Raw genomic sequence first — 22,685 nt, forward strand, 5'->3', positions numbered from 1 at the left:
ATCTCCAAGTTTTTTTTAAACAACCGAAATGAAAGATCAAAGTAAACTTCCTACCGCGTCAAATATCACCACGACGCCTTTTCCGGCATCAAAGAAAATATTTGTGAAAGGCAAAATTCATGACATCAAAGTTGCCATGCGCGAGATTACCACTGAAGATGAATTTGAAACCAGGAATGGTACCATAAAGAAAGAAAAAGTGAAAGTGACCGTGTATGATCCTAGTGGTCCGTTTACTGATCCTGATGTTGAAGTAGATGTTCACAAAGGTTTGCACAGGTTACGGCGCGAATGGATTCTTGGGAGAGGAGATGTGGAGGAATTGCCTGTTTTTTCTTCAGAGTATGCGAATGAGAGATTGAATGACAGCCAGCTCAGCAACATCCATTTCAAAAATATTCCAAAGCCGCTGCGGGCAAAAGCGAATAACAACGTTTCGCAAATGGCCTATGCTAAAAGGGGAATCATAACGCCTGAAATGGAGTACATCGCTATCCGCGAAAATCAGCGTTCAAATGAATTGAGTGATCAGTATAATGGACTGAGAAAGCAACATGCCGGAGAAAGTTTTGGTGCAAATATTCCTGATAAGTTTATTACACCTGAATTCGTACGTGATGAAGTTGCAAAAGGACGCGCCATTATTCCCGCCAATATCAATCATCCGGAAAGTGAACCAATGATTATTGGGCGTAATTTTTTAGTAAAGATCAATGCCAACATTGGCAATTCTGCAGTAACATCTTCTATTGAAGAAGAAGTTGAAAAGGCGGTTTGGGCATGTCGCTGGGGTGCCGATACTATTATGGATCTTTCTACCGGGAAAAATATTCATGAGACGCGTGAATGGATCATCCGCAATTCACCGGTACCTATCGGGACAGTTCCGATTTACCAGGCACTTGAAAAAACCGGTGGTGTAGCAGAAGATTTAACATGGGAAATCTATCGTGATACATTAATTGAGCAGGCAGAACAAGGTGTTGATTACTTCACTGTGCATGCCGGAGTCTTATTACGTTACATTCCGCTTACTGCTGATCGCGTAACCGGAATTGTTTCGCGTGGAGGCAGTATCATGGCGAAGTGGTGCCTTTCACATCACAAAGAAAGTTTTCTCTATACGCATTTCGAAGACATCTGCGATATCATGAAAGCGTATGATGTTTCTTTTTCATTAGGCGATGGATTGCGTCCCGGCAGTATTGCAGATGCCAATGACCGTGCGCAATTTGCTGAGCTGGATACACTGGGTGAACTGACAAAGGTTGCCTGGAAGCATGATATTCAAACTATGATAGAAGGGCCGGGACATATACCCATGCAACTTATAAAAGTGAATATGGAAAAAGAACTGGCTGAATGTCATGAAGCGCCGTTTTATACTTTGGGCCCGCTTACAACAGATATTGCTCCTGGTTATGATCATATTACATCTGCAATCGGCGCTGCGATGATTGGTTGGTTCGGTTGTTCGATGTTGTGTTATGTGACACCGAAAGAGCATTTGGGATTGCCTAATAAAAAGGACGTAAAAGATGGCGTGATTGCTTATAAAATTGCCGCGCATGCTGCCGATCTTGCTAAAGGCCATCCTGGAGCACAACTTCGCGACAATGCATTGAGCAAAGCGCGCTTTGATTTTCGATGGGAAGATCAGTTTAATCTTTCACTGGATCCGGATACGGCACGCGAGTTTCACGATGAAACGTTGCCTGCCGACAATGCTAAAGTGGCGCACTTCTGTTCCATGTGCGGACCTAAATTCTGTTCGATGAAAATTACACAGGAAGTGCGTGATTATGCAGCACAACTGAAGGTGAATGAAGAACAGTTGATTGAAAAGGGACTTGCAGAGAAAGCAAAAGAATTTGCAGATGCCGGTGGTGAAATTTATGTGAAGCAATAACCAATATGAAAGTGGTAGTGTGTTAAGAGGTCTTTATCGAAGTGTGATTGTTTTAAAAAAATAGCCAGATGAAACTGATTTTGATCTCAGACCCGGATGAATTAGCCGATGAATTGAAAACGGTTACAGCATTATTTGAAGCAGGACTCGAAAGATTTCATTTACGGAAGCCCAAATATTCAACCAATAAAATACGTAAGTATCTTGATCACGTTCCTCCGCAATATCGTGACAGGATCGTGATCCATTCGCATCATGAACTAAGTGTTACATATAATCTCGCTGGCATTCATGTTACTGAGCAACACCGCAGAAAAAATTTTTTGCGAACATGGATGATGCGTAAATACCTGAAAATCCGAAGACCTAATCTTGAAATTACAGCAGGATTCCACACACTTGGTTCTTTAAAAGCGGAGCATCAGGGATATTCATATGTTTTTTTGAGTCCGGTGTTCGACAGTATTTCGAAAATAGGATACAGAAGCACATTTCATGAAGATTCATTACTGAATGTAATAAGGAAATCAGATTATAAAGTCTATGCCCTGGGAGGTGTGGATGAAGAAAGAATTGAAAAGGCGAAGGAAATCGGATTTTATGGAGTTGCCCTATTGGGCAGCATCTGGAAATCAGAGGAACCCTTAGAAAAATTTAAACGCATTCAACAGTTATGCAACAGCAACGGAATTACGTAATCAGCGTGGCAGGATTTGATCCTTCAGCAGGAGCCGGAATTCTGGCCGATATAAAAACCTTTGAACAACTGGGAGTTTATGGACTTGGGGTTTGCAGTGCTATTACTGTACAAACAGAAGATCAGTTTCAAAGTGTAAGATGGATTTCAAGTGAAGAAATAATTTCGCAATTGCAATTACTGCTTGAGAAATATGAGGTTGATGTTATGAAGATTGGAATTATAGAGAATTTTGAGGTGCTCATTAAAATACTCCTGTTTCTGAAAGAGAATTTTCCGTTTGTAAAGATTATTTGGGATCCTGTATTAAAGGCATCTGCAGGATTTGAATTTCATACCGCTATCCATTATTCAGGTTTTCTTGAATGTTGCAAAAATGTTTTTTTGATTACACCGAATACAGAGGAAGTGTGTGCATTGTTGCAGCAGACAGATGCTTTCGTTGCGGCAGAAAAACTGCAATCATTTACCCATGTTTTCCTGAAAAGTTATAAAAATCCCGATGGAAGAGTGCAGGATATCCTGTTTGAGGAAAATGAAAATTACAATTACGATACCATGTTATTGAATGGTTTTGAAAAGCATGGTTCAGGTTGCGTCTTAGCTGCCGCTATCACTTCATTTCTTGCATCAGGCAATGATTTAAGAAGCAGTTGTGAGCTGGCAAAGTCTTACACTTTTGAATTTTTGAAGAGCGCGCCGGGTTTGTTGGGAGCACATCATTCCATAAAACAATTTGCAAATCATGCATAGAAAAATTTCATCGTTGCAATATCTCACGCAGGACTTGCCGGATTTTTCGCATATAGAGCAAGTGCGGATGGCGTGCGATGCCGGCATTGAATGGATTCAGTTGCGGATGAAAAACAAATCAACTGATGACTATATGAAAATTTCGGCAATGGCGCGTAAGATTACATATGATTCAGGAGTTAAACTGATTATTAACGACCATGTAGAAATTGCGGGAGAAGTGGGAGCAGACGGAGTGCATTTAGGCCGGGAAGATATGTATTGGAAGGCGGCAAGAATAATTTTAGGCGAAGATGTACTAATTGGTGGGTCTGCACATTCATGGGATGAACTGATAAGCCTGCGGGATGCAAACGTGGATTATGCGGGCCTCGGACCATTTCGCTTTACCAGCACAAAAATAAATCTTGATGAAGTATTGGGGTTGGAAGGCATCATCAGCATTATGAAGCTGATGCAGCAACATTCTTTTCAATTGCCCGTGATTGCGATTGGTGGCATAGAATTGAATGACGTAAATGATTTGATAGCTGCTGGCGTAAACGGCATAGCAGTTTCATCTGCAATTAATAAAGCGGCAAATCCCCGAAATGCTTTAATTAATTTTTTGGAGTCAGTAAAAAATTCTTTTTCAAATCACGAAAAAGTCAACACATGAAAGATCTCATTATAGCAGGCCAGCATTTTCAATCACGGTTATTGTTGGGAACCGGAAAATTCAGTTCTAAAAAAACGATGGCGGAAGCCATAGAAGCTTCAGGCACTCAAATGGTAACTGTTGCATTGAAGCGGGTGGATGTGGCAAAGAAAGAAGAAGACCTGGGCAACTATTTAAAATTACTACCCATTCAACTTTTACCCAACACGAGTGGTGCACGGAATGCGAAGGAAGCTATACTCGCTGCGCAACTTGGACGCGAAGCGTTGGAAACAAATTGGTTGAAACTCGAAATTCATCCTGATCCGCGCTATCTTTTTCCGGATCCCATTGAAACATTGGCTGCGGCGGAAACACTGGTGAAGCTTGGATTTATTGTGTTACCATACATTAATGCTGATGCAGTTTTGTGTAAGCGTTTGGAAGATGTCGGTACTGCGGCGGTAATGCCTTTGGGTGCGCCGATTGGTTCAAATAAAGGTTTGCAAACGAAAGACATGCTGGAAATCATAATCCGTGAAAGCAAAGTTCCTGTGATTATTGATGCCGGTATTGGTGCTCCTTCGCATGCAGCGGCTGCACTTGAAATGGGTGCAGATGCTGTTTTGGTGAATACTGCAATTGCAGTTGCACAACATCCTGTAAACATGGCGATAGCATTTAAATTAGGAGTAGAAGCAGGAAGAATTGCCTATGAATCGAAGCTTGGCATTGCATCTGAATTTGCAACCGCAAGTAGCCCGCTTACAGCATTTTTAGAAGAGTGAAAGTAAACCTGAATGATATGGTGACGAAAAACAATTTTGTCAAAGGCAACTTTTTCTTCGCCGGCTTTGGGCCTTCGCGCGAAAAAATGTTACTCGCAAAGACTCAAAGCTCGCAAAGATTTATAATGGTAGAACCAATGCCAATTCTTTGAACGCACAACAACTAAGCAGGCGTTTTTCACCACAAATGATCGTCTTAGTTTCAAATTAACAAGCGTATTTAGAAAAACATGCAAGCAGTAAATTCCGTGATAACGAAAGATTTCCGAAACATCTTCGAACAATATTCCTGGGATGAAGTAGCTGAACGTATTTATTCAATGGATGCCGGAGATGTTAAGCGTGCATTGGAGAAAGAAGGAAACGGAACACCGGAAGATTTTATGGCGCTTATTTCTCCTGCTGCTGAAAGCATGCTGGAACAAATGGCGCAATTAAGTCATCGTCTTACATTAAAAAGGTTTGGTAAGGTGCTGCAGATGTACATTCCCATGTATCTGTCGAATGAATGCCAGAATATTTGCACGTATTGCGGGTTTAGCTTCGACAACAAAATTGCACGCGTGACGCTGAATGAAGAGCAGATATTGCGCGAAGTGGAGGTGATCAAAAAATTCGGATACGATCATATTCTGCTGGTGAGCGGTGAAGCGAATCAAACGGTGGGCACGGAATATTTTGAAAAAATGATCCGGTTGATACGTCCATATTTTTCCAACATTATGCTGGAAGTGCAACCGTTGGAACAGGATGAATATGAACTGTTGATTAATGCGGGAGTAAATACAGTGCTTGTTTACCAGGAAACTTATCACGAAGAGAATTATAAATTATATCATCCGAAAGGAAAGAAAAGCAACTTCAATTATCGTCTGCAAACGCCCGACAGGTTAGGCAATGCCGGTGTGCATCGCATGGGCCTTGGTGCTTTGTTGGGATTGGAAGACTGGAGAGTGGATTCGTTTTTTACAGCGTTGCATCTTGACTACCTCGAAAAAAATTACTGGAAAACAAAATATTCTATTTCCTTTCCACGACTGAGACCTGCTGTTGGTTGTCAGCAGCCAAATCATCCGATGTCGGATAAACAATTGGTGCAGTTGATCTGCGCGTACAGAATCTTCAATGAAAATGTAGAGCTCTCACTTTCAACACGTGAATCACCTGTCTTCCGTAATCATGCAATTAAATTAGGCATCACTTCTATAAGTGCCGGTTCGAAAACTGATCCCGGAGGTTATGCTGGTGAATTGCATGCTCTGGAACAATTCGAAATTTCTGATGAACGTTCCCCTGAATCAGTTGCTGCGATGATAGCATCGCAGGGTTATGAACCTGTGTGGAAAGATTGGGACCGGTCTTTTTAAAACTTTTTTTAGACTATGTTTTATGAATCTTCCTGATAAGAATATAATTAAAGAAATCTTACCAGTTGATCTGAAGTTGATGATGCAGGAAGGAATTAATTATCAACTGATTGATGTACGGGAACCTGCCGAACGTGAAGCTGTAAACATTGGAGGTGAATTAATTCCATTGGATGAACTGATGTCGAACATTCATAAAATTGACAAAGACAAACCTGTGATCATTTATTGCAAAGTGGGTTTGCGCAGTCACATTGCCATTCAACGGTTGCAGGAAAAATATGGTTATGAAAACCTGTTGAACCTGAAAGGCGGCATCACCGCTTATCTTTCAATGTAAAGATTGCGCTTTCCAATACGTATCAATCCGCTGTTGCACGTTTGTGCGAATATTGGAATAGAACAGGTTATAATCCACGAGATGGTAAATTTTGAAATTCAGAATTTTGCTTCCGGGAAAATCCGGTTTATTAATCCACAACATGCCTGCATGCACCTGTGCATCACAAATATTCGGATGCACTTTTTCAAAGTTCCTGAGTATTCCACCTTCGTTTAAGCTTGCCGCAGTATAGATCGAATCAGTAGTCCATGAAAGCGGATTGGTGCAGATCGCATGTACTAATCCATTGTCGTAGTAAGCAGGATAATAATCCCTTGCGAACGTATTCCAGGTACAATAGCAACCTGTTTGATCAGGGGCATTACAGGGTGGTAAAAATTTCAACGAATCAGGATTAACGGGCATACCTATTATATATGCGGCCACCAGCCTGTTTTTCAGAGTATCGTTCATGAAAAAATCTTTCAGCAAATGATAAGCGTGCGATGTTCCCTGGCTGTGTGATGCTATAATGATAGGTCTGTTATTATTATAATGTTCTAAATAATATTCAAAGGCAGCTTTTACATCATCATACGCAATGGCGAGAGCTTCTTTCCCATCATTTTCTTTTGCAGTATAAAAGGCAGTGATGTGTGCCTGCCGGTAGCGCGGAGCATAAATACTACATGATCCGTTGAACACACTTGCCTGGTAAAGAATGGTGCTGTTATCTGTTTTTGAATTGAGCTTTGCATCATTTACATCACCATTCCATTGAAAAGGCGTAGTCGGTTTATAAGTGTAAATGGTAGGATGAATAAAAAAAACATCCACTGTTGCTGTGGCTTCTCCATTTGTAAATTTCTTTCCTGGTAAGCTATCTGCCGGATCTTTTTTTGAAGGAAGGGCTGCCCACATATCCGCGTTGCTGTAATCCGGGGGTGGTGGAACAGGACTCTCCTCGAATCGGGTTTCCAGCAAATATCGTTTTGATCCGCACGAAGTAAGTACAACTATCAGGAACAAAAGTGAGAATTGTTTAATCATAAAGCGGGTGAGTGAAATAAGAAATGAACCGCAACTCATGAGACAGGAAGCGAGCGGGAAGTTTTTCTACGAAAGAAAATAATTCCTGCGATGCCTATTACGATCATGAAGATCGCAATGATTTGCGCTTGTGTAGCAGTGAATCCTGCAATATGATATTTGATGTCAACACGGATTTTTTCGATGAAGAAACGTTCAATGCCACCAAGAATCAGGTAGATGGAAAACAGCATTCCCGGAATGGTTATTCTTTTCCGGATCATCCATAAAAAAGAAAAGATCAGCAAGGAAGCAACTATTTCATAGAGCGGAGTGGGGAATACAGGATTTGCAAGCATGTAACAATACTTTCCTTCGCAACCCGGAATTGGAATGCCATCCTGGTTTACATTGTGGGCATAGTTAAAAGCCCAGGCCCAATCGGGAAAAATAAACCAACCCGGTTTTGCACTGAGGTTATCAATTCCCCAATCGCCATCTCCTGCAACCTGGCAACCAATTCTGCCGACACCATAGGCCAGGATCAGGCCTGGAGCTGCGGCATCCAGCATGTGCAGCATTGATAACTTATTTCTATAACAAAAATAAAGGCAACCTGCTGCACCAAAAATGAGCCCCCCATAGAAAGCCAGTCCGCTAAAGGAAAGCATAGAGCCAATTGGATCTTTCAGGAATGCATCGAGATGTTCGAGGTTATCAAAAACCTTGGCACCGAGTAAACCACTGATGGCAGCTACAATCGTAATGTCGCCGATCATTTGCCGTGGCCACACCTGCACAATTTTTTCTTCCGGTTTCGGCAGCCGCTCTTTTTCCTTTTCACGGTATTTGAGGTAGACCAGTAATGCACCCACTGCGAGACCACCCATCAGGTTTCCTCTCGATGAGAGGATGAAGGACTGAGGATTATCAGTAAAATCTTTAAGATCAAGTGCAATTGCAATCAGTTTGAATCCGATGATAAATCCGGTAATACCATTTATAACTAAGTCTGCTACACTTGCAGGTCCGCCAATTATCACCTTGCGTGGAACAGGCAGCAATAACTTTTCATTTTCTTTTCGCTTTACTTCAAGATACAATGTCCATGCTGCAGCCAGAAATGCCATGGCCATCATAAATCCGAAACTCTGCAGCGCATACAGCAATGTGAACGGTCCGCTTAATTTGGTATTAAAAAGGTCTTCGAAGAGGTATCCTAAGTTGGGGTACATGAAATATGAATGAATGAAAAAATGAAATCGTAAAACTCAGCGCAATCGTTCAATTGTTGTTGGTATTGATTTGCAAAGATGAAAAACTTCGGGGAAGTGGAAGGAACGGAAGGTTTGTAAATAATTGAACGTAATTGCCGGCGGCTATTCATCGGATTAAAGTATTCTTAGCAAAGCGCTCAGGAAAGCATGACTGTTGGGCGATCTGCAGGAGTTGGTTTAAGTTCAATTTCTAATTCCCCTTCCAACCAATCGCCATCCAATTTTTTCAGATGTACGGTAGATAATACACCGGCAAGCGATTCATTCTGTTTCACTTTTATCTTGATATAATTATCTGTGAAGCCTTCCTGATAATCTGGTGACGATGGATTTTCAAACAACACATTTCTCGTTGAACCAATTTGCTTTTGGTAGAAATCCTGCCGCTTTTTTTCTGAGAGAATGCGCAGCATTTTGGTGCGTTCTTGCCGGATTTGTATGGGAACTTTTCCATCCAGGGACGCTGCTTCCGTATGATCGCGTTCTGAATAAGTGAATACATGGAGGTAACTCACATCAAGCTCGTTGATGAACTGATAAGTCTTCATAAACTCCTCCTCAGTCTCCCCTGGAAATCCGGTAATCACATCTACGCCAATACAGCAATGTGGCATCAGCGATTTTATTTTTGCAACGCGTTCTGTATACAGAGTAGAAACATAACGACGTTTCATCCTTTTTAAAATAGTATCTGATCCTGACTGCAAGGGAATGTGAAAATGCGGCATGAAGCGTTTTGATTGCGCGACAAATTCAATGATTTCGTCTTTCAGCAAATTGGGTTCAATAGATGAAATGCGAAACCGTTCAATACTTTTTTGCCGGTCGAGTTCTTTAACCAGTTCGAAAAATGTTTCCGGCCTTTTTCCTGATAAGGGATTCTGTATTCCAAAATCACCGATGTTCACTCCGGTAAGCACAATTTCTTTGATACCCAGGTATGCCAGTAAGTTAGCCTGTTCTACAGCATGCGAAATAGTATCGCTGCGACTTTTTCCACGAGCTAAAGGAATTGTACAATAGGTGCAACTGTAATCGCAGCCATCCTGCACTTTCAGAAAAGCACGTGTGCGTTCACCTAATGAATAGCTGCTTTCAAAAAAGAGCACATCGTTAACATCGCATGAATAAATACTTCCTTTTTCTGAATTTGATTTCTTGGCAGGCAATACTTTAAGGTAATCAGCCAGCCGGAATTTTTCTTTTGCACCCAATACAAGATCTACCCCTTCAATGGTTGCAATTTCTTCGGGTTTGAGTTGAGCATAACAACCGATCACAATTACCTGTGCTTCAGGAGAATATTTTAGTGCCTTACGAACAATCTGCCTGCATTCTTTGTCAGCATTTTCTGTTACCGAACAGGTATTGATCAACACCACATCCGGTGTTTCTTCCAACTTCACTTTTGTAAATCCGTCCTTTTCTAATATTCTTGCAATAGTAGAAGTCTCTGAAAAATTCAGCTTGCATCCAAGGGTATGAAAAGCAATCTTTTTTCCGGAAAGCATGGTGTGAAATTATTGAAATGAAAAGGTATCAGTACTGGCCAGTTAATGCCCCCGATAAACGCCTTGAATTTTGTGATTGGTTTAGGATGTTGACCGAGGTCAACACAATTTTATTAAGGATTGTAAAGTCCTGATTATTTTTTGCCAAACAATCCGCTCAAGCCCCCGAGCATATCACCGATGCCACCTTTACCTGAAAATGATCCTGCAATTTTTGTGATGGTGCTTATATCGATGTTGCCCAGTTTGCCACCCTGAAGAAGGCCCAAAATTTCATTTAGTCCACCTGAAGAAATCTTCGAAATAATGTCTTTCGATAAATTGGGATTGGAGCTGAGTGTTTTGGAAACCAAGCCACTTAACTGGGTAAAGATAGCATTGCCCTCATTGGGAGTGCTCTTGTTGAAGAGGTCTGTTACGTCACCGAGGTCCAGTTTTCCGGAAGAAAGCTGGTCGGTAAAAAAACCACCTACTGCGTGCGTGAGGGAAGAAGCAGTACTTGCTGCCTGTGTACTGTCAAGGCCATACTTATTGCCAAGCATGCCGGCGATTTCGCCAGCGTGTTGATTAATGAGTTCTTGTATCATGGAATGGATTTTTTAGAAGGCATAAAGGTAATCTTTGCATGGAAACGTCAATAGTCAATAGTCAATAGTTATTGCGTCATTAGTCATAGAGTCATTAAGCCATTAAGTCTTTGCGTATATATGCATTGGCGCATCAACTCATCCATCCATCATTTCATTTACCTATTTTTGCCGCAATTTTAAGAATCCTGTTTAACTCATGATAAAGATTGGTGTGCTTGGCACAGGACATTTAGGGAAAATCCACCTTAAACTCATTCGTGAGATCGGGGATTTCGAACTTGTGGGTATCTATGATCCCAACGACGAGAATGCAGCCCAGGCGGCACGTGAATTTGGGGTGAAGCGATTTGCAGATCTTGATGAATTGATTGAAAGTGTAGATGCTGTAGACATTGTGACCAATACGCTTTCGCATTATGAATGTGCGGTGAAAGCAATCAAACGCTCAAGGCATATTTTTGTAGAAAAACCATTAGCCAACACGCTTCAGGAAGCGCATGACCTCATCAATCTTGCTGAAGAGGCAAGAATAAAAGCGCAGGTAGGACATGTTGAAAGATTTAATCCGGCCTTTCTGGCCATCAAGTCTCATTTTCTGAATCCGATGTTTATTGAAACGCACCGGCTGGCACAGTTTAATCCACGGGGAACTGATGTGCCTGTGGTGCTGGATCTGATGATTCATGACATTGACATTATTTTAAGTGTGGTTAAATCAACGGTTAAACGCATCAGTGCCAGCGGTGTGGCGGTGATTTCTTCTTCTCCTGATATTGCAAATGCCAGAATTGAATTTGACAATGGATGTGTGGCAAACATTACGGCGAGCAGGATTTCTTTAAAGCAAATGCGTAAAATGCGCATGTTTCAGAGAGATGGCTACATCAGTGTAGACTTTCTTGATAAGAAAGCGGAGATAATCCGTCTCTCCGACCAACGCGATAGCGAAAATCCTTTTGCTATTGAATTGAAAACCGGCGAGCATGAAACCAAAGTGATCAATTTTGAGCGGCCGGAGGTAAAGCCTATCAATGCCATAAAAATGGAATTAGAGCTTTTCCATGATGCCATAGCGTTTGATAAAGAGCCGCCTGTAACGCTGCTCGATGGTTATAATGCCATGAATATTGCTTATCAGATTATAGAGAAAATAGAACGCACTAACACTTAAATAGCCCTCCCTTTTTTAATATCCTTTAAGTCTTATTTATCGTGCTTAACTTTTTTTTCGTCGTTCAATACTAACTTATCCTTAACGTCGTTGTGCCTGTACATTTACATTTCCTTAACTTATTTGATTTGAACATTTCTACCCTTATCAGGTATATTTTATTTACCGGGCTTATATCAGCCATATTACCATCGTGTGAATTGATCAATCCGCCGGAAGAAATTCCGGCTTATTTACAGATTGACGATGTATCACTCACAGTTGCGGCCGGTCAGGGTTCCGCTTCTCATAAGATTACTGACGTCTGGATTGATGCGGAAAATACAGCCCAGGGTGTGTATGAAATTCCCACGCTGTTTCCGCTGCTGAATAATGGACCCACTTACTTATTGATCAGTGCCGGAATACTGGATAATGGTATTTCAAGTACCCGGGCCGTTTATCCGTTTTATTTTCCGGATACATTAACTATTGATCTGCAAGAGAAGCAGGTTTATAAAATTACTCCTCATTTTACCTACCGGACAGCTACTAAATTTTCTTTTATTGAGGATTTTGAAGCTGGAAATATTTTTGAATTAATATCCGGCGACACAGGGTTGGTGCGTACCAATGAGGCAGGAAATGTTTTTGAAGGTAATTTTTCAGGCGACATTTATCTTGATCCCAATCATACTGTTTATGAAGGGAGAACCACTTCATCATATGTTATTGAAAAAGGAAGCCCCGTTTATGTTGAGCTGAATTACAAATGTGACCAGCAGTTTGAGGTTGGATTATATGCCACCACAAATATTGGCCATACTTCAATGTATAAATGGAACATTAATGCAAAAGACACCTGGAATAAGATTTACCTCAATATGGGTAAAGATGTGCTTGACCTGGATGCAAGTTCGATACAGGTGCAGATCAGGGCTGTTTTTGACAACTTACAGGAGAGCTCACATATTTATATCGATAATGTTAAACTGGTAAATTATTAGCGCTTCATGAAAGATCCGGCAAAACAAAATGGCATTGTTCGGTATGTGGTTACAGACTACATCATGGCCGTGCTTTCCTGGGCTCTTTTCTTTATTGTGAGAAAGTTGTGCATTGATCATTACGCGGTTGCTCAATTTCCTCAGTTTTTAAATGATCCTAAGTTCATACAAGGAATGATCATCATTCCTGCCGGCTGGGTCGCTATTTATTACCTCACCGGAACCTACACGAGCATCTATCTCAAAAGCAGGGTAGGTGAAATGACACGGACCTTTTTTGTTACCATTGCTGGTGTAATCCTTCTTTTTTTCAGTGTGTTGATTGACGATCAGGTGCAGGGCTACCGTGATTATTACAGTTCCGTAATTATCCTTTTCATCATTCATTTTGTGCTTACGCTATTGGGAAGGATTGTTGTATTAAATGCCGGCAAACGACAGATGTTGAAAGGGATAGTTTATTTTCCAACGATTTTTATCGGAGGTAATAAGAGGGCAATTGAAGTGTACAATGAAATCAATGGTAAAGCAAAATCGCAGGGTTATCATTTCATTGGCTTTATTGACACCAATGGTAACGGTAATGGTTTGAGTACCTTTTTACCGAAGCTCGGGGCATTGAGCAGTCTTGAAGAAATGATCAGGACACATTCCGTAAAACAAGTGATCGTGGCGATTGAGTCATCAGAACATCATCAGTTAAAGGAAATTCTTAACCAGCTGGCCGATAAGAATGTTATCATCAAAATTGTTCCTGACATGTATGATATTCTTGCCGGATCGGTACGCATGAATCATTTGCTGGGAGCTTCTTTTATTGAAATCTACCCGCAACTAATGCCTCAATGGCAATGCATCATCAAACGAATCGTGGACATTGTAATTTCTGTTATGATGCTGATATTGCTTATTCCTGTTTACCTGTTTGTTGCCATTAAAGTGAAGTTATCATCTCCGGGAAGCATCATTTATTCGCAGGAACGTATCGGCATTTATAACAAGCCCTTTAAGATTTATAAATTCAGGAGCATGTATACTGACGCGGAAACCAATGGTCCTTTGCTTTCATCGCATGAAGATACGCGCATAACAGCCTGGGGCAAGGTGATGCGAAAATGGCGGCTTGATGAGCTGCCGCAATTCCTGAATGTGCTGAAGGGAGAAATGAGCATTGTGGGTCCACGGCCGGAGCGTAGATATTATATTGACCAGTTGCTGCAACAGACATCTGACTATAAACACTTGCTGCGGGTACAGCCTGGCATTACGTCATTGGGCATGGTAAAATTTGGTTATGCAGAAAATCTGAACCAGATGATTTCAAGAATGAAATACGACTTGTTGTATATTGAGAACATGTCGCTGATGCTTGACTTCAGGGTTTTGCTTTACACCTTCAGAACGATTTTGCAGGGAAGAGGGAAATAAGTACAAATAGGGTTTGCGTAATCACCTTCGGATAATTTCTTCAATTATCGAATAGCTGAATTAATTTTTTGGCCCCTTCATAATCAGATTGCCATCCGCGTCAAAAATATATTGCAATGACTTGCCATCTTTTTTTACATCAGCAGAAAATTGCTTGCCTTTGGCTTTGGTATCAGACTGATAATACTTTGTCACCTTATCCGCATTTTTAGGATCAGCAAGATATGTCGCACCGATAACCGGAAATTCTTCGACAGTAATCTCGCAATCAGTACTTACCCATCCGCCGGTAGTTAAGAAAATAGCGTTACACTTTCTGCCGTCATTGGTGAAGTTCGATTCTACAAATCCTGCATCTGATTGTTTCCAGTAAACACCTTTCGCTTCAGGATATTTTTCCTGCATTTTAGTTTTCACCACCTGCGGAACCAGGCTTGCATTGATAGTCTGCCCTGAAACGTAAGAGACAAAACTTACCAGTAATGCAAGCACCAAAATTTTTTTCATCGAATAGTAGTTTGTGAGGTTTGAAACAAAAAAAGTCTGAAGTAAACGCAGTGAAATCTTTGTTGGTACTTCAGACCTTATTTTAGTATTGATCTTTTATATATCCAGCTTGGCGTACTTCGCATGCTTCTCAATAAAATCGCGACGTGGTGGAACTTCATCACCCATCAACATAGAGAAAATGTGATCTGCTTCGGCCGCGCTTTCAATAGTAACCTGCCAGAGTGTGCGTGTATCAGGATTCATGGTGGTCTCCCACAATTGTTCCGCGTTCATTTCACCCAGACCTTTATACCGTTGAATATTGACGGAATCATCTTTCCCGCCACCTAATTTTGTAACGGCTTCTTTCCGGTCTTCATCATCCCAGCAGTAAACCTGCTCTTTGCCTTTTTTTACAAGGTATAATGGCGGCGCGGCAATATAAATTTTACCGGTTTCGACCAGTACTTTCATATATCTGAAAAAGAAAGTGAGGATCAGTGTAGTGATGTGGCTTCCATCCACATCAGCATCCGTCATGATGATGATTTTGTGATAGCGGAGTTTTTCCACGTTTAAAGCTTTATCATCTCCCACTGTTCCAATGCTCACACCCATGGCCGTGAACATATTTTTGATTTCCTCATTGTCGTAAATCTTGTGCTCCATGGCTTTTTCTACATTGAGAATTTTTCCTCTCAATGGCAGAATGGCCTGAAATCTTCTGTTGCGTCCTTGTTTTGCTGTGCCGCCCGCCGAGTCTCCCTCTACCAGGTATAATTCGCATGCTTCAGGATCGCTGTCGGAGCAATCAGCCAGTTTACCCGGCAATCCGGATCCTGTTAATCCATTCTTACGTTGCACCAACTCACGGGCTTTGCGTGCTGCATTACGTGCTGTGGCTGTGAGCACCACCTTGCTGATGATCACTTTGGCTTCGCGCGGATGTTCTTCGAGGTAGTTGGTGAGCATTTCGCCCACGCTTGTGTCTACAACTCCTAAAACTTCTGAGTTACCGAGTTTGGTTTTTGTTTGACCTTCGAATTGTGGTTCCGGAACCTTCACAGAAATTACTGCGGTTAATCCTTCCCGGAAGTCATCACCGGTAATTTCAAAATCAATCTTACTAAAGAGATTATTCTTTTCAGCGTAAGCTTTAAATACCCGTGTAATTGCTCTTCTGAAACCGGATACGTGTGTGCCACCTTCCAGTGTGTTGATATTGTTCACATAAGAGTGCACGTTTTCGTTGTAAGCCGTATTGTATTGCAAAGCGATTTCCACCATCACCTGATCGCGCGAACCTTCCACTACAATCGGTTCAGGAATCAGCGGTACACGTGTTCCATCGAGATATTGTACAAATTCTTTCAATCCTCCTTTTGACAGAAATATTTCGGACGGATGGTTGCCGTTCTCATCTTTTTCCCGACGGTCGGTGAGGGAGAGTTTAATTCCGCGATTCAGGAAACTCAGTTCTTTCAACCGCGCTTCAATAGTATCGTATTTGTATTCTGTGGTTTTGAAAATGGTTGAATCAGGAAGAAAAGTAACCTCAGTACCCGTGAGATCACTTTTGCCGGTTTGTTTTACAGCATACATTGGTTTTCCGCGCTCGTATTCCTGCATATAAGACTTTCCATCGCGGTTTACCACAACGGTAAGATGGGTCGACAACGCATTCACGCAGGAAACACCCACGCCATGCAAACCACCCGAAACCTTATAAGTGTCTTTATTGAATTTGCCACCAGCATGCAGCACCGTCATGACCACTTCCAGTGCCGACCGGCCTTCCTTTTTCATAATTTCCGTAGGAATGCCACGACCATCATCGGCCACAGTGATGGAATTGTCTTCATTAATAAAAACATCAATGTTTTTGCAGTAACCGGCCAGTGCTTCATCAATCGAGTTATCCACTACTTCATACACCAAATGATGGAGTCCGCGGGTACTGATATCGCCAATATACATGGCGGGACGCTTGCGTACAGCTTCGAGGCCTTCCAGTACCTGGATATTATCGGCTGTATAATCACTCTTTTTCCGGCTGGATTTTACCTCATCTTTTACGTCTTCTGTGATCACTTTTCAGGGGGATTATTACTATGAAAAAATAACTTCGCGAAGGTACATTTTTAATGTGGTGAAACCTTACGGAATCCAATGATTTCCGCAAGTTTTTATGAACAAAAATTTGTTCAAAATCCAATGGTTTTTTTCTGAAAACAAAACGCATAGCGGTGATAGAAACGTGGCATCATTTTTAACTATTTTTCGCCTTTCATTTTTTAACTGCATTTTAACTTTCTCTAATTAGATGACCTTACTAAGCAATAAACTTCCAAACACGATTATTTCCACCTTTAGCCCTTTCGGAATACTTTCTTCAAAGCGGAATTTTTGGTGCATTTGCCTGCTGCTGGCAGGATTAACTGTCCATGCGCAAAAGGAAAAGCCCCTTGCTCCGGATCTTCCCAGAAATGATGAAAATAACCAGGTCTATTACATGGAAGTAATTTCTATGGATGAAATTGATAAAACGGAGCTGTTCAAGCGTTCGCAAAACTGGATGAAGGCTTATTACAAAAATCCAACGGGCTTTCTGGAAACTGCCGACTCTGTAAATGGGACCCTGGTGATGAAGCCACAGTTTGCTACTTACCGCATCCTGAAAAACGGCGTAAAAGCACAGTCTGCCATCGTAAAATACACATTGGTGATTGGCTTTAAAGATGGCAGATACCGCTATGAGATCAAAGATGTAAATCTGAAAGCCGCCAGTTACGAACCGATTGAAAAGTTATTCAACGAAAGTGATCCTAATATTGAGGATAACTACAATACGCTGAATGAAGCAAATAAAAGTTTCCTGGAGCTGATTAATAATCTTAAAGAATCGATGAAGGAGCCGAGTGTGAAGGTGAAGAAGGATGAGTGGTGAGGGGAGGAGCGAGTAAAGAGTCGGAAGTCGGAAGTCGTTAGAGGGTTGTCATTGGGTATGAGTCATTGGTCATTTTTTCGTATGCAGATCATTTTAAACCGCATGTGGGTAATCCGCGATAATTCTCAATTCCTAATTCCTAATTCTCAATTCTCAATTCCTTAAACTTATCTGAAACAGCAAATGGCGTTGTAATCATCTGCCCGTTTATTCGGTCAATTCTGAATGCCTGGGCGCCTTCTTTTGAACGCAGGATCCGGAATTGACTACCAGTTATCTCCATTGCAGTGCAATCATCTAAAGCGATTCCTGTTCCACCGTGCTTCTTTATCATCTTTATAAAATGCGAAAGACGGCCTTCCTTTAAGCAGTGAGGACAGGCAGTGAAGGGTGCAATTCCGAGACACTTCACGCGTATCCATTCCCAGTTATCAGGATGATAATAGAATTCAGAATCACTGTGGCCATATTGAAACCAGCAAATAGCGCCGGCGCTTGTACCCGCCATCACTTTACCGTCTTTGCAGGCTTTCATCAATAATTTATCAACTCCAAGAAACCTCCACCTGCGCATCATCATTAAAGTATTTCCACCGCCCACATAAATAATATCAGCATCATTGATCATTTTTTTTACATCGCCGGGTGATGGCGGATGCTTCAGCAGCAACAAGGATTGTGTTTTACAGCCCAGTTTTTTGCCATATATTTTTTGGAAATTTTCAACATAGACAGAATCATCGCCGGACGCAGTGGGAATAAACAAGGCAGCAGGTTTTTTCTTTCCCACCAGGCGAACAATCTCACGGTCGATGGAAGCAGTGGCACCTTCCGCCATACTTCCGCCGCCAATGGCAACTATAATTGGGGTCATGCAAAAAAATTAAAACCGGTGTTTAAGCCGGTGCGTTTAAAAGAAGGGAAAGCGCAAAATGATCAGCTATGATTGTAATTGAGGTAGCAAAATGCAAAGGTCATAGCAACAATAAAAAGAAGGATGCATCCAACAGCGAACCAGAGTTTTTTCATGGGAAGAATTTTTTCAGATGGGCAAAGATAACGACGAAACCGAGAATCTGAAATATTGAAAATGATCGTCATTGAGACGCAATGCATTGCGTCCCGGATATAGCGTCCACATGGAGTCCCGTATATACACGCCAACATTGCGTCCCAAACGCAGACACTAATCATTGCGTCTTGAACAAAGACGCCAACTGGGTCTCTGCAATCACCCATTTTGTAAGGCATGGTGGGTATGAAATAATTTGTTCGTGTTTGGATACCTTTGCGGAAAATCATTTGTGTGATGGATTTAATACGTTCAGGAAGCATTGTGACAGTGTTGTTCCTTTTTTTCGCCTTATCAGGATGTTCCAATTATGGACTTGATGTGATAAAAGTGGATCCGGATTTCTATGTTTTGCCTGGCGAAGGTGGAAACAGCGGCGTGCTGATTGGAGACTCTGTGATTGTGGTGATTGATACCAAAATGAAGCAAGGTGCCGAGCGCTTTAACCGTTGGGTGATGGACCGTGCGAAAGGCAAGCGGATTGTAGTGGTGAATACACATATTCATAAAGATCACACAGGTGGCAATCATTATTATGAGAACGCAGAGATTGTTTCCGGTGACTATGGAAACCAGTTTTGGTTGCAGAACAACGCACGTGAGGACATGCCCAATCACTGGCTGGTAGATACGATGCAGTTAGATGTGGGAGGAGAAATTGTGACCATTGAAAATATAGGCCAGGCACATACTTTTGATGATGTGATTGTTTACCTGAGAAACAGGAAAACATTATTTACCGGTGATGTCGTATTAAACGGTTACCATCCTTATCTCGAAGAAAGTGTTGGTGCCAATGTGGATGATTATATAACTGCTATGGATCATATGCTGAAGATGTATGATGTTACTACTGTTGTTCCGGGTCATGGTGAAATGGGCAACGAAGACCTGATCACTTATTTCCGCCAGTATTTTGAAGATATGAAAACAGCCTCAGAAGATGTGGACCTCGCCGACAACATGCGAAAAAAATACAAAGACTATCGCAGCGCTCCGGTGAATAAAGCAGGTTTTGACCAGACCATCAGTTTTATCAGGAGCAATGCTTCGTTGAGGAATTGAGTGGGGAAAATCTTTAAATAAGTGGCCGGATTTGTTCTGGTTTTATATTGCAAGCCGGAAAGTGTAGCTCAACCGGGGCTATATAGCAAACACCACTTGCGATATGTAGCTACCAGTATCTGTAGCTCTTCTGTCCGTCCGAAGTATTGTCGCGTCAAGTTTACTCACACTTTGTCCGAAGAGATTTACATTAGAACCACAACTTGTCGTGGTTGGAGTTAACCCGTGCGTTGATAAAAATAGATTTGTAAAAAAAGGGGGTAGATTTTTGGGGTGGAGAAAAAAATACTGTCTTAAAAGAATTGCTTGCAGCGTTGGCTTGTGCGTTTTTTAAGAGTTTTTTTTGTATGGGTGGCTTTTTCGTTTCATCATTCTTTTGCAAGTGCATTCATTAATTCTGTCAACGAAACTGTAAACGGCAATCCTGATTTTGTCCGTGGACTTCCGCCTGCTTCCATTATGGATTTATATTTCTTGAGCTCCTTAAATTTCCAGCTTACATTTTCAAATTCTTTATCAGTTACTTTTTCTATTTCAATAACCAGATAATATTCTTTCGGGTTTTGAGAAAGTGGATAGTTAAGTTTAGCTAATTGAGAAACAGAAAAAACTTTCGGGCATTTACTTTTTATTTCAAATATGTCGGATGCTTTTTCTGCTCCACTTTTTCTTAGCAGAAGATATTTAGCATTTACAACTTCTGTATTTAATTCTAACGAACCTTTATCTTCATTCATTCTGAATACATACTTTCCGTTTGCTTCATACCATTTGAATTTTGCAGGTTTGGTTGAAAATCCTACCAACACAAAAGTTTCATCCGGCAATAAATTTCTGTTAATACCGTAAGTTTCTGGTAAAGCTTCTCTTACTTCGTTATCCGCATTTGGTGGAGACTTGTGAATATCAAAAATCCTGTATGCAGTTTTTTCTCTTTGTGATGTTCTGTTTACAAAATGAAAAACAACATCTTCAAAAAACTTCTCAAGCTCTTTAGAACCCGTATCTCCATTTTCAGATGGACGGATTTGAAAAGCTCCTAGTCCGGGAATTAATTCTCTGAATCCCATCCGGCTGAATTTTGTTTGTTCTTTTCCCGGATATAAAATATATGCACCGCCTGTTCTTCTGATCGCATCTTTGTAAGAGTGCATTTTCAGAAGGTCAGCCCGTTTGTATGTTCCTTTACTTTGTTCCTCTTTTTCTTTATCAAGGTCTTCTTCGTCACCAAGAGTTTCAATTATTTTTTCAATTTTATATTTCGCATCAAAATGAATGTGGGTAATAAGTTCTTGTTTCTCTGCTTCTGTTTCATTTATGCCAGCCGGCCATATTGATAAAGTATAATCCGGTCGCATTCTTCTTGTCCAGCTTCCCGATTCAGGGTAACTGTATTCTTCTGAACTGCCTGCAAATGTTCTGTTATAACTAAACTGAATCTTAAGTTTACGATTGTATTTTTCACAAACACCACTTACCGGAAAATGTTCCCCCTGCTTTAATTGTAAACCAAGTTTATCATTTGTATCAACAATTAAATCCTTACCTGGTTTGATTCCAAAAACCTTTGATACAATTTTCAGTAGCTGAAAGAAAAGCCAGTATTCATAAAGAGCAGCAACATTTCTTTTTTCAATATCATAAACATCCTCTCCTCCTTTCCATGCAAGTTGTGCCGCAAGATTATACATGACCCACACACGCAATATTTCCCTATAACCTTCCTTTCTTTGAAGTACCGGACTGCTTAAAATTATTGATGTCGGGTTTGAAATTTCTTTGAACACCGAATGACTAAGAAACTGTTCCAATCTGCTCTCAATTTTTTCAGCTTCAAGTTTTATTTTATTCTCCGATTTTAATTTTGATTTGAAATCACTGACAAAAAATAAGAATGTTTGCAATGCATGTTTTACAAAACGGTTTTCAGGAGTATCGGTTGTTTCTGTTTTATCGGCAACTCTGATTTTTGCCGGTATTGATTTGATTTTATCTGACTTCAAAGGATGACCATCGGGTAAAACAATTCTATTTGGAGCACTGGCAATCTGATAAAGTGCTTTGTTATTAAATCGCCTTACACTTCTTATGTCTTTATAGGTTTCTGTTGCCTTCCACTTTGTAACAGGTGCTGAAATTATTTTATTCACAGCTTCATTAAATTCTTCTGTGTCAATTACCGATTTAATAAATGCGAAACGCTGATGCCATGTCTTATTATCATTTTCATAATCTGTTTCTACAACCTGCGTTATTGGGGAGCTATGTTGAAAAACAAGTTCAATGCACTCATCTGTTATATCCGAAAGCATTTTCCGATAATCCCTTCTGTATTCAGTTTTAACCGACTGCACTTCCAGTTTCACAGAACCTAATTTGTCTGCTGTCTTTGTGTGGCACACATCAAGCGTAAGAGTGCCAACATAAATGTTTGGTGCAATCCTGCCAACAGATTTATCAAAGTCATTTCCCGAAACAATTCCGAAAGAATCTTTTAAGAAATAACCATTATCAATTTTATAGTCATAGAATTTTCCCTCAACTATCTGATACGGAGCTTCACTTTCCTCCAGCTCTGTTCCTTCCATCAAAAACATTGACTGCGGAGTTTTACTTCTGATTTTAAGAGAAATAATTCCTCCGTTTA

The 22,685-nt window shown here is 40.9% G+C and carries 20 protein-coding genes; 12 read left to right on the top strand and 8 right to left on the bottom strand.

Translation table 11 applies throughout. The features are described 5' to 3' along the window. Positions 1-28: 28 nt before the first annotated feature. The 7 genes from thiC (at position 29) to IPO83_12945 (ending at position 6,491) form a co-directional block, all read left to right on the top strand. The gene (gene thiC, locus IPO83_12915; protein ID MBK9732164.1) at positions 29-1,909 is read left to right on the top strand and encodes a phosphomethylpyrimidine synthase ThiC; all 1,881 of its coding nucleotides are present in this window, start codon (positions 29-31) and stop codon (positions 1,907-1,909) included. 68 nt (positions 1,910-1,977) lie between these two features. Then, entirely contained in the window at positions 1,978-2,607 is a 630-nt protein-coding gene (locus tag IPO83_12920; GenBank protein MBK9732165.1) for a thiamine phosphate synthase, read from the top strand. Next, positions 2,583-3,359, top strand: coding sequence for a hydroxymethylpyrimidine/phosphomethylpyrimidine kinase (locus IPO83_12925; GenBank protein MBK9732166.1), 777 nt, complete (start codon positions 2,583-2,585; stop codon positions 3,357-3,359). The genes IPO83_12920 and IPO83_12925 overlap by 25 nt, the downstream gene beginning before the upstream one ends. Then, entirely contained in the window at positions 3,352-4,017 is a 666-nt protein-coding gene (thiE, locus tag IPO83_12930; protein ID MBK9732167.1) for a thiamine phosphate synthase, read from the top strand. The genes IPO83_12925 and thiE overlap by 8 nt, the downstream gene beginning before the upstream one ends. Next, positions 4,014-4,784 (top strand): thiazole synthase, encoded by a 771-nt coding sequence (locus IPO83_12935; GenBank protein MBK9732168.1) that lies wholly within the window; start codon positions 4,014-4,016, stop codon positions 4,782-4,784. The genes thiE and IPO83_12935 overlap by 4 nt, the downstream gene beginning before the upstream one ends. A gap of 230 nt (positions 4,785-5,014) precedes the next feature. Further along, positions 5,015-6,151 (top strand): 2-iminoacetate synthase ThiH, encoded by a 1,137-nt coding sequence (gene thiH, locus IPO83_12940; GenBank protein ID MBK9732169.1) that lies wholly within the window; start codon positions 5,015-5,017, stop codon positions 6,149-6,151. 46 nt (positions 6,152-6,197) lie between these two features. Next, a complete protein-coding gene (locus IPO83_12945; GenBank protein ID MBK9732170.1) occupies positions 6,198-6,491 on the top strand; it encodes a rhodanese-like domain-containing protein in 294 nt (97 codons plus the stop codon). On the opposite strand, the gene IPO83_12950 is transcribed toward IPO83_12945, so the two are convergent. From IPO83_12950 to IPO83_12965, 4 genes are all read right to left on the bottom strand, one after another. Beyond that, positions 6,483-7,523, bottom strand: coding sequence for a DUF3089 domain-containing protein (locus tag IPO83_12950; protein ID MBK9732171.1), 1,041 nt, complete (start codon positions 7,521-7,523; stop codon positions 6,483-6,485). The two genes, IPO83_12945 and IPO83_12950, sit on opposite strands and share 9 nt — an antisense overlap. Before the next feature lie 35 nt (positions 7,524-7,558). Next, positions 7,559-8,737 carry a prolipoprotein diacylglyceryl transferase gene (locus tag IPO83_12955; GenBank protein ID MBK9732172.1) on the bottom strand — a complete coding sequence of 393 codons (1,179 nt, stop codon included), beginning with the start codon at positions 8,735-8,737 and terminating at the stop codon, positions 7,559-7,561. A gap of 179 nt (positions 8,738-8,916) precedes the next feature. After that, positions 8,917-10,290, bottom strand: coding sequence for a tRNA (N(6)-L-threonylcarbamoyladenosine(37)-C(2))-methylthiotransferase MtaB (gene mtaB, locus IPO83_12960; protein MBK9732173.1), 1,374 nt, complete (start codon positions 10,288-10,290; stop codon positions 8,917-8,919). A 134-nt stretch (positions 10,291-10,424) separates the two neighbouring features. Next, positions 10,425-10,877, bottom strand: coding sequence for a hypothetical protein (locus IPO83_12965; protein MBK9732174.1), 453 nt, complete (start codon positions 10,875-10,877; stop codon positions 10,425-10,427). Between the two features lie 199 nt (positions 10,878-11,076). Here IPO83_12965 and IPO83_12970 point away from each other — a divergent pair, with 199 nt between their 5' ends. The 3 genes from IPO83_12970 (at position 11,077) to IPO83_12980 (ending at position 14,465) form a co-directional block, all read left to right on the top strand. After that, positions 11,077-12,051, top strand: coding sequence for a Gfo/Idh/MocA family oxidoreductase (locus IPO83_12970; GenBank protein MBK9732175.1), 975 nt, complete (start codon positions 11,077-11,079; stop codon positions 12,049-12,051). Positions 12,052-12,179: 128 nt separating this feature from the next. Further along, a complete protein-coding gene (locus tag IPO83_12975; protein MBK9732176.1) occupies positions 12,180-13,037 on the top strand; it encodes a hypothetical protein in 858 nt (285 codons plus the stop codon). 6 nt (positions 13,038-13,043) lie between these two features. Further along, a complete protein-coding gene (locus tag IPO83_12980; protein MBK9732177.1) occupies positions 13,044-14,465 on the top strand; it encodes a sugar transferase in 1,422 nt (473 codons plus the stop codon). Between the two features lie 60 nt (positions 14,466-14,525). Here IPO83_12980 and IPO83_12985 read toward each other — a convergent pair whose 3' ends face one another. Further along, positions 14,526-14,972 (bottom strand): hypothetical protein, encoded by a 447-nt coding sequence (locus IPO83_12985; GenBank protein ID MBK9732178.1) that lies wholly within the window; start codon positions 14,970-14,972, stop codon positions 14,526-14,528. Between the two features lie 96 nt (positions 14,973-15,068). Beyond that, entirely contained in the window at positions 15,069-17,042 is a 1,974-nt protein-coding gene (gene gyrB, locus IPO83_12990) for a DNA topoisomerase (ATP-hydrolyzing) subunit B (protein ID MBK9732179.1), read from the bottom strand. Positions 17,043-17,277: 235 nt separating this feature from the next. On the opposite strand from gyrB, the gene IPO83_12995 reads away from it, so the two are divergent. Beyond that, positions 17,278-17,901, top strand: coding sequence for a DUF4468 domain-containing protein (locus IPO83_12995; protein ID MBK9732180.1), 624 nt, complete (start codon positions 17,278-17,280; stop codon positions 17,899-17,901). A 139-nt stretch (positions 17,902-18,040) separates the two neighbouring features. Here IPO83_12995 and IPO83_13000 read toward each other — a convergent pair whose 3' ends face one another. Next, entirely contained in the window at positions 18,041-18,775 is a 735-nt protein-coding gene (locus IPO83_13000) for a peptidase E (GenBank protein ID MBK9732181.1), read from the bottom strand. Positions 18,776-19,210: 435 nt separating this feature from the next. On the opposite strand from IPO83_13000, the gene IPO83_13005 reads away from it, so the two are divergent. Further along, complete coding sequence (locus IPO83_13005) at positions 19,211-20,038, top strand: MBL fold metallo-hydrolase (GenBank protein ID MBK9732182.1); 828 nt, start codon at positions 19,211-19,213, stop codon at positions 20,036-20,038. A 368-nt stretch (positions 20,039-20,406) separates the two neighbouring features. Here IPO83_13005 and IPO83_13010 read toward each other — a convergent pair whose 3' ends face one another. Next, complete coding sequence (locus tag IPO83_13010) at positions 20,407-22,635, bottom strand: DUF2357 domain-containing protein (GenBank protein ID MBK9732183.1); 2,229 nt, start codon at positions 22,633-22,635, stop codon at positions 20,407-20,409. Positions 22,636-22,685 lie beyond the last annotated feature (50 nt).

The sequence above is a fragment of the Chitinophagaceae bacterium genome (genome assembly GCA_016717285.1).
GTDB lineage: Bacteria > Bacteroidota > Bacteroidia > Chitinophagales > UBA10324 > JACCZZ01.